Annotated in this window: 7 protein-coding genes and 2 pseudogenes; 5 read left to right on the forward strand and 4 right to left on the reverse strand. The window is 75.6% G+C overall.

The features are described from left to right. Together PSR1_RS21395 and dps are read right to left on the reverse strand one after the other, a co-directional pair. A pseudogene (locus tag PSR1_RS21395) lies at window positions 1-204 on the reverse strand (TVP38/TMEM64 family protein); the annotation flags it as partial. Between the two features lie 53 nt (window positions 205-257). Beyond that, complete coding sequence (gene dps / locus PSR1_RS21400; protein WP_059439389.1) at window positions 258-797, reverse strand: DNA starvation/stationary phase protection protein Dps; 540 nt, start codon at window positions 795-797, stop codon at window positions 258-260. Between the two features lie 175 nt (window positions 798-972). On the opposite strand from dps, the gene thiS reads away from it, so the two are divergent. Continuing rightward, window positions 973-1,173 (forward strand): sulfur carrier protein ThiS, encoded by a 201-nt coding sequence (thiS, locus tag PSR1_RS21405; protein ID WP_011421571.1) that lies wholly within the window; start codon window positions 973-975, stop codon window positions 1,171-1,173. A gap of 3 nt (window positions 1,174-1,176) precedes the next feature. Next, a complete protein-coding gene (locus PSR1_RS21410) occupies window positions 1,177-1,950 on the forward strand; it encodes a thiazole synthase (RefSeq protein WP_059439390.1) in 774 nt (257 codons plus the stop codon). Window positions 1,951-2,121: 171 nt separating this feature from the next. Here the strand turns inward: PSR1_RS21410 and PSR1_RS21415 are convergent, their stop codons facing one another. Further along, on the reverse strand, window positions 2,122-2,928 hold the full coding sequence (locus PSR1_RS21415; protein WP_059439391.1) for a hypothetical protein: 807 nt from the start codon (window positions 2,926-2,928) through the stop codon (window positions 2,122-2,124). Between the two features lie 45 nt (window positions 2,929-2,973). On the opposite strand from PSR1_RS21415, the gene PSR1_RS21420 reads away from it, so the two are divergent. Next, window positions 2,974-3,585 carry a thiamine phosphate synthase gene (locus PSR1_RS21420; protein WP_059439392.1) on the forward strand — a complete coding sequence of 204 codons (612 nt, stop codon included), beginning with the start codon at window positions 2,974-2,976 and terminating at the stop codon, window positions 3,583-3,585. A gap of 18 nt (window positions 3,586-3,603) precedes the next feature. On the opposite strand, the gene PSR1_RS21425 is transcribed toward PSR1_RS21420, so the two are convergent. Further along, on the reverse strand, window positions 3,604-4,278 hold the full coding sequence (locus PSR1_RS21425; RefSeq protein ID WP_059439393.1) for a class I SAM-dependent methyltransferase: 675 nt from the start codon (window positions 4,276-4,278) through the stop codon (window positions 3,604-3,606). Between the two features lie 100 nt (window positions 4,279-4,378). On the opposite strand from PSR1_RS21425, the gene queD reads away from it, so the two are divergent. Both queD and PSR1_RS21435 read left to right on the forward strand, forming a co-directional pair. Continuing rightward, the gene (gene queD, locus PSR1_RS21430) at window positions 4,379-4,771 is read left to right on the forward strand and encodes a 6-carboxytetrahydropterin synthase QueD (RefSeq protein ID WP_059439394.1); all 393 of its coding nucleotides are present in this window, start codon (window positions 4,379-4,381) and stop codon (window positions 4,769-4,771) included. Window positions 4,772-4,817: 46 nt separating this feature from the next. Continuing rightward, a pseudogene (locus tag PSR1_RS21435) lies at window positions 4,818-5,407 on the forward strand (hypothetical protein); the annotation flags it as partial.

The following is a 5,407-nucleotide window of genomic DNA, read 5'->3' on the forward strand; positions in this document are numbered from 1 at the left end:
GATCATGAGCGGGCCGCCCGCCACGTAGGCCGCGGCCAGCGCCGCCGCCGCGGCGGGCGCGCTCTGGCGGAGCGCCTCCAGTGCGCGGGTGGCCGGGGCGGGCGCGAGCGTGGCGAGCGCCGCCACGGCCGCGACGAGCAGCACGGCCGCGGCGGGCCGGGCCAGGCGGGCCAGGCGGGCGGGGGGAGGGGAGCCGGGGATCACGCGCGCAGTGTAGCGCCCCGCGCCCCGATCCGCCCGCTCCCTCCGCGCGCGGCTCACTCGCCCAGGGTGGCGCGGAGGAACCAGCCGTGCTTCTCGACGCCGGCGATGACGCCGGTGAGCAGGTCCACCGTCTCCGGGTCGCCGTGCTCCTCGGCGAGCGCCTGCGCGGCGCGGAGGCCGCCGAGGTACGCCTCGATCCGGTCGGCGAGCAGCGCGACCAGCTCGAGGTCGCGGACGGCGCCCGCGGGCAGCTCGGGGACGCGGCTCGCCGCGGCCACCTCGCGCGCGGTCCCGGCGGCGCGGCCGCCCAGGGTCACGGCCCGCTCGGCGAGGTCGTCGGAGTGGGCGGCGAGCGCGGTGGCGAGCTCCTCGAAGAGCGCGTGGAGCTGGGCGAAGCCCGGCCCCTTCACGTTCCAGTGCGCGACCTTCGCCTGCGTCTGCAGGTCGATGCCGTCGGCGAGGGTGGCGACGAGGGCGTCCGCGATGCGGCGGCGGTCGGCCTCGGGGAGCGCGCTCGGGCTGCGGTACAGGTCGCGGCGGGCGGCGCGGGCGGGCGGGGTGGCGGGGGGCTGGGTACGGGTCGTGGTCGTCATGTTCAGGTCCTCCTCTCGGACGCGAAGGAGGATGCCGCCGCCCGACTGATAACTCCAAGACATCGTCGCGATGGCGCTGATAGGCTGAGACTGTCACGCGCCGGGCGCCCCCCGCCGCGCCCGCGGCCCGCGGCGTTTGACGCGGCGGCGCCGCCGTTGCTAGATCCCCCGCACCATGCAGGTGAGGCTGAACGGAGAGCTCCGGGAGATCCCCGACGGACTGACGGTCGCCGGCCTCCTCGCGCACCTCGGCGTGAAGGCGCCGCGGGTGGCCGTCGAGGTCAACGAGGCGGTCGTCACCAAGGACCGCTACGAGGCCCACCGGATCGGTCCGGGCGACTCGGTGGAGATCGTCGCCTTCGTCGGAGGAGGGTAGGCCATGGCGGACACCTGGAGCATCGGCGCGCACGCGTTCACCAGCCGCCTGCTGGTGGGCACGGGCAAGTACCCCGACTTCCCCACCATGCAGCGGGCGCTCGCCGCCTCGGGCGCCGAGGTGGTGACGGTCGCGGTGCGGCGGCTCGACCTGTCGAAGCACGGCGAGGAGTCGCTGCTCGCCTGGATCCCGAAGGGCATGAAGCTGCTGCCCAACACCGCCGCCTGCTTCACCGCCGAGGAGGCCATCCGCACTGCGCGCCTCGGCCGCGAGCTGGAGATGGGCGACCTCGTGAAGCTCGAGGTCATCGGCGACCGCCGGACGCTGTTCCCCGACGTGGAGGGGCTGATCCAGGCGGCGAAGGTGCTGGTGAAGGAGGGCTTCACCGTCCTGCCGTACACGAACGACGACCCGGTCACCGCGAAGAAGCTCGAGGACGCCGGCTGCGCCGCGGTGATGCCGCTCGGCGCGCCCATCGGCTCGGGCCTCGGCCTGCGCAACCCGTACAACCTCCGCATCATCATGGAGACGGTGAAGGTGCCGGTGCTGGTGGACGCGGGCGTGGGCACGGCCAGCGACGCGGCGCTCGCGATGGAGCTGGGCGCGGTCGCGGTGCTCATGAACACCGCCATCGCCGAGGCGAAGGACCCGGTGCTCATGGCGGAGGCCATGCGCGCCGGCGTCGAGGGCGGCCGGAAGGCGTTCCTGGCCGGCCGGATCCCGATGAAGCTGCACGCCGCGGCGTCCTCGCCGATGAGCGGGCTCATCGGGACCTGAGCCGTCCTCCCTCCCTCGACTCCGCACGGCCTGGCGGCCGCGCTACGCTCGGGATGAGCGGGTTGCGATCCGCTCACCCTGAGCGTAGGCGGGCCGCAGGCCCGCCGGAGTCGAAGGGGCCGCAGGCCCGCCGGAGTCGAAGGGCCCGCGCCTGCCGAGCGGCGAGCCGCGCTAGCCGGCCGGCTCGAGCGGCGCGACGTCGTCGATGACCGACCGGAAGACGCGCGAGGGCTTGCCCCATCCACCGGCGGTGTACCCGCGGCAGATCTTGTCGTACGCCTCGGGGTGCTGGTGCGGCGCGAACTCCTCCACGGTGCCGCGCAGCGCGTAGCCGCGGTACGTGTCGAGGTCGATCACGGCCCGCGTCTCGAGCCGGTTCGACTTCAGGTTCATGTAGGTCTTCAGCGCGAGCCCGTCGCCGTGGAACAGGGTGAGGCGGCCGTCGCGGACCTCGTGGTGGAAGATGAACCGCGGCGAGATGTTCGCGGTCTCGCCCACGCCGACCAGCGCGTAGCGGACGCTCCCCACGATCTGCACCAGCTCCTCGAACGGCACGTTCTCGAAGAACTTGAGCGTGTACGGGCTGTGGTGGACGGTGAAGATCGAGGCGCCCTTCACCACCAGGCCGTCGCGGTCCTCCTCCAGGAGGTCGGCCGCCACCGAGTTCACCGAGAGCGCGCGGGTCTTCACCTGGAAGCCCTGGTACTGCTCGACGCGGGTGAGGTGGACGGTGATGCACTCGCCGCGGGCCGGCGTGCGCGCCAGCGGCCCGGCGAGGCGGAGGCGCAGCTCGCGGCCGGTCGGGCCCGGCTCGATCCCGAGCACGCGGTTGACCGAGACCGCGTTGTAGGTGCCGCCGAGGCTGGTGGTGCCCATGAAGGACAGCACCTTGTCGAACTTCACCGACGGGAAACGGGGGGCCTGCTTCGCCTTCTGCGCTTCCAGGAAGGCGAGGAAGCTCTGGAGATCGCTCGACACGGATGCTCTCCTCGCGCAGGATGCTGCCGGAGGCGGAGATTACGGATGGAGGTCCCCGTTGTCCACCTGATCACGGACCGGCGGCTCGCTTCCTCGCTGCCGGCCCGCGCGGCGGCGGCCCTGCGCGGGCTGCCCCCCGGGATCGCCGCGATCCACCTGCGAGAGAAGGACCTTTGCGGTCTGGATTTGCTGCGCCTCGCGCGCGCGCTCGCCGCGGTCTGCCGCGACGCGGGCCAGCGGCTGCTCGTGAACGATCGGCTGGACGTGGCGCTCGCGGTGGGGGCCGACGGCGTCCACCTCCCGTCGGCGGGCGTCTCGCCGGCGGACGCGCGGCGCCTGCTCGGCCCCGCGGCCCTGCTGGGCGTCTCGTGCCACTCGGAGGCGGACGTGCTCCGCGCCCGCGCGGGCGGGGCGAGCTTCGCCACGTTCGGGCCGGTCTACGACACGCCCTCGAAGCGGCCCTACGGCGCGCCGGTGGGTGTCGGCGCGCTGCGCGCGGCGGCGCGGCTCGGGCTCCCGCTGGTCGCGCTCGGCGGGGTGGACCCGTCGCGCGTCGCCGAGGTGCGCGCCGCGGGCGCGCACGGCGTCGCGGCCATCCGCGCCTGGCTCACCGGCGACGATCCCGCCGGCGCGGTGCGCGCGCTCCTCGGCCGCTGATCCGCGCGCGCCGTGCGCTCAGCCGGCGCGCCGCAGCGACAGGAAGTACTGGTACGGCAGGAACGCGTGCTCCTCCGCCAGCTCCAGCCCGGCCTCGCGCGCCGCGGCGAGGAAGGCCTCGCGCGACACCTTGTGATCCGGCGGCGGGCCGACCGGGAGCTCGCCCGGCTGGAAGTCCACGTTCACGAGCCGCCCGCCGGGCTTCAGGCGCGAGGCGAGCCGGCGCAGGTCGGCGGCGCCGTCGTGGAAGTGGTGGAACGTGTTGACGACGAGGATCGCGTCGCACGGCTCGGGCGGCAGGGCCGGCGCGCCGTCGGTGGAGAGCAGCGGGTGCACGTTCTCGAGCCCGGCGGCGCGGGTCCGCTCGCGCAGGAGCTCGATCATCCGGGGCTCGACGTCGATGGCGTACACGCGCCCGCGCGGCCCCACCGCGCGCGCCATCCGCAGCGAGAAGTAGCCGGGGCCGGCGCCCGCGTCGCACGCCACGCCGCCCTCCGGCAGCCGGAGCGCCCCCACCACCGCGTCCGGCTTCTGCCACTCGGCGCGGTCTGCGCCCTCCAGCTTGGCGAGGTACGCGGCGAGGTCCTCCGGGTTGCCGTGCCGGTCCCGGCCCGGCGCGTGATCGCCGTGCCCGTGCCCGTGCTGGTGGCCGCCGTGTCCGTGCCCGCCGCCGTGGTGTCCGTGTCCGCTCATGGTCCCTGGGAGCCCTTTCCCGCCGGGGCGGTTCGCGCCGGCGCCGCCGCGGCCGAAGCGGGGTGCACGCCGGCCGGTGCCCGGGTATATTGCCGCGCGCATGGGCAGTCCCGTCTACGAGATCTCGAAGGACTTCGTCTTCAGCGCCGCGCACCAGATCCGCTTCCACGGCGGGAAGTGCGAGCGGCTGCACGGCCACAACTGGCGCGTCCGCGTGCACGCGCGCGCCTCGGCGCTGAACCGGATCGGGATGGTGATCGACTTCGCCGACCTGCAGCGGCTGGTCGCGGAGGTCGGGTCCCGCTTCGATCACCAGAACGTCAACGAGGTGGCTCCGTTCGACCAGGAGAACACCACCGCCGAGCTCATCGCCCGGTTCTTCTACCAGGAGATGTCGCGGCGCCTCGCCGAGCTGGAGGGCGGGCGCGTGACGGTGTCCCGCGTGGACGTCTGGGAGAACGAGGGCTCGCTGGCGGTCTACCGCGAGGAGTGACCGCGGCGGCGCCGTCGGGCGTCAGCCGCGCGCGGTAGGGTCGGGCGTGCCCGTCCTCTGCCTGGTCCCCACGCCGCTCGCGGCGGTCCGTGCCGCACGCCGGCTGTGCGACGCGCAGGGCGGGCTCCTGTTCGGGCCCTCGGTCTCCACACTCGACCGCCTCGTGCCGGGCCTGCTCGCCGCCTCCGGCGACCGGCGCGCGGTGCTGCCGCCGCTCGCCGAGCGGCTGCTAGCGGCCGGGGCGGGGGCGGAGGCGGGCGGTCCGTTCGCCGGGCTGCGCGCGTCGAGCGGCCTCGCAGCCGCGCTCGCGGCGGCCCTCGCGGAGCTGCGCCGCGCCGAGGTGACGGCGTTCGACGCGCGCGCCGCCGCGGAGGAGGGCGACCTGCCCGCCGCGGCCGCCGGCCGGATCCGGGCGCTGGCGGACGCGCTGGCCGCGTACGAGGCGCGGCTCGCCGCGCTCGGCGCCCTCGATCGCGCCGGGGCGGCCCGCACCGCCGCCGCGGCCGCGGCGCGCGGGGGCCGCCTCGCCCGAGACCGCCGGCCTCGACCTGCTCCTGCTCGACGGCCACGTCGCGCTCGCGCCGGCGGAGTGGGACCTCGTCGCCGCGCTCATGGCGCGCGCCCGGCGGAGCCGCG

It is taken from the genome of Anaeromyxobacter sp. PSR-1, from assembly GCF_000964525.1.
Taxonomy (GTDB): Bacteria; Myxococcota; Myxococcia; order Myxococcales; family Anaeromyxobacteraceae; genus Anaeromyxobacter.

What these genes read in the sequence shown, in the direction of transcription:
- dps (WP_059439389.1), bottom strand. Translation starts at nt 797, where the DNA reads ATGACGACCACGACCCGTACCCAGCCCCCCGCCACCCCGCCCGCCCGC.
- thiS (WP_011421571.1), top strand. Translation starts at nt 973, where the DNA reads ATGCAGGTGAGGCTGAACGGAGAGCTCCGGGAGATCCCCGACGGACTG.
- PSR1_RS21410 (WP_059439390.1), top strand. Translation starts at nt 1,177, where the DNA reads ATGGCGGACACCTGGAGCATCGGCGCGCACGCGTTCACCAGCCGCCTG.
- PSR1_RS21420 (WP_059439392.1), top strand. Translation starts at nt 2,974, where the DNA reads ATGGAGGTCCCCGTTGTCCACCTGATCACGGACCGGCGGCTCGCTTCC.
- PSR1_RS21425 (WP_059439393.1), bottom strand. Translation starts at nt 4,278, where the DNA reads ATGAGCGGACACGGACACCACGGCGGCGGGCACGGACACGGCGGCCAC.
- queD (WP_059439394.1), top strand. Translation starts at nt 4,379, where the DNA reads ATGGGCAGTCCCGTCTACGAGATCTCGAAGGACTTCGTCTTCAGCGCC.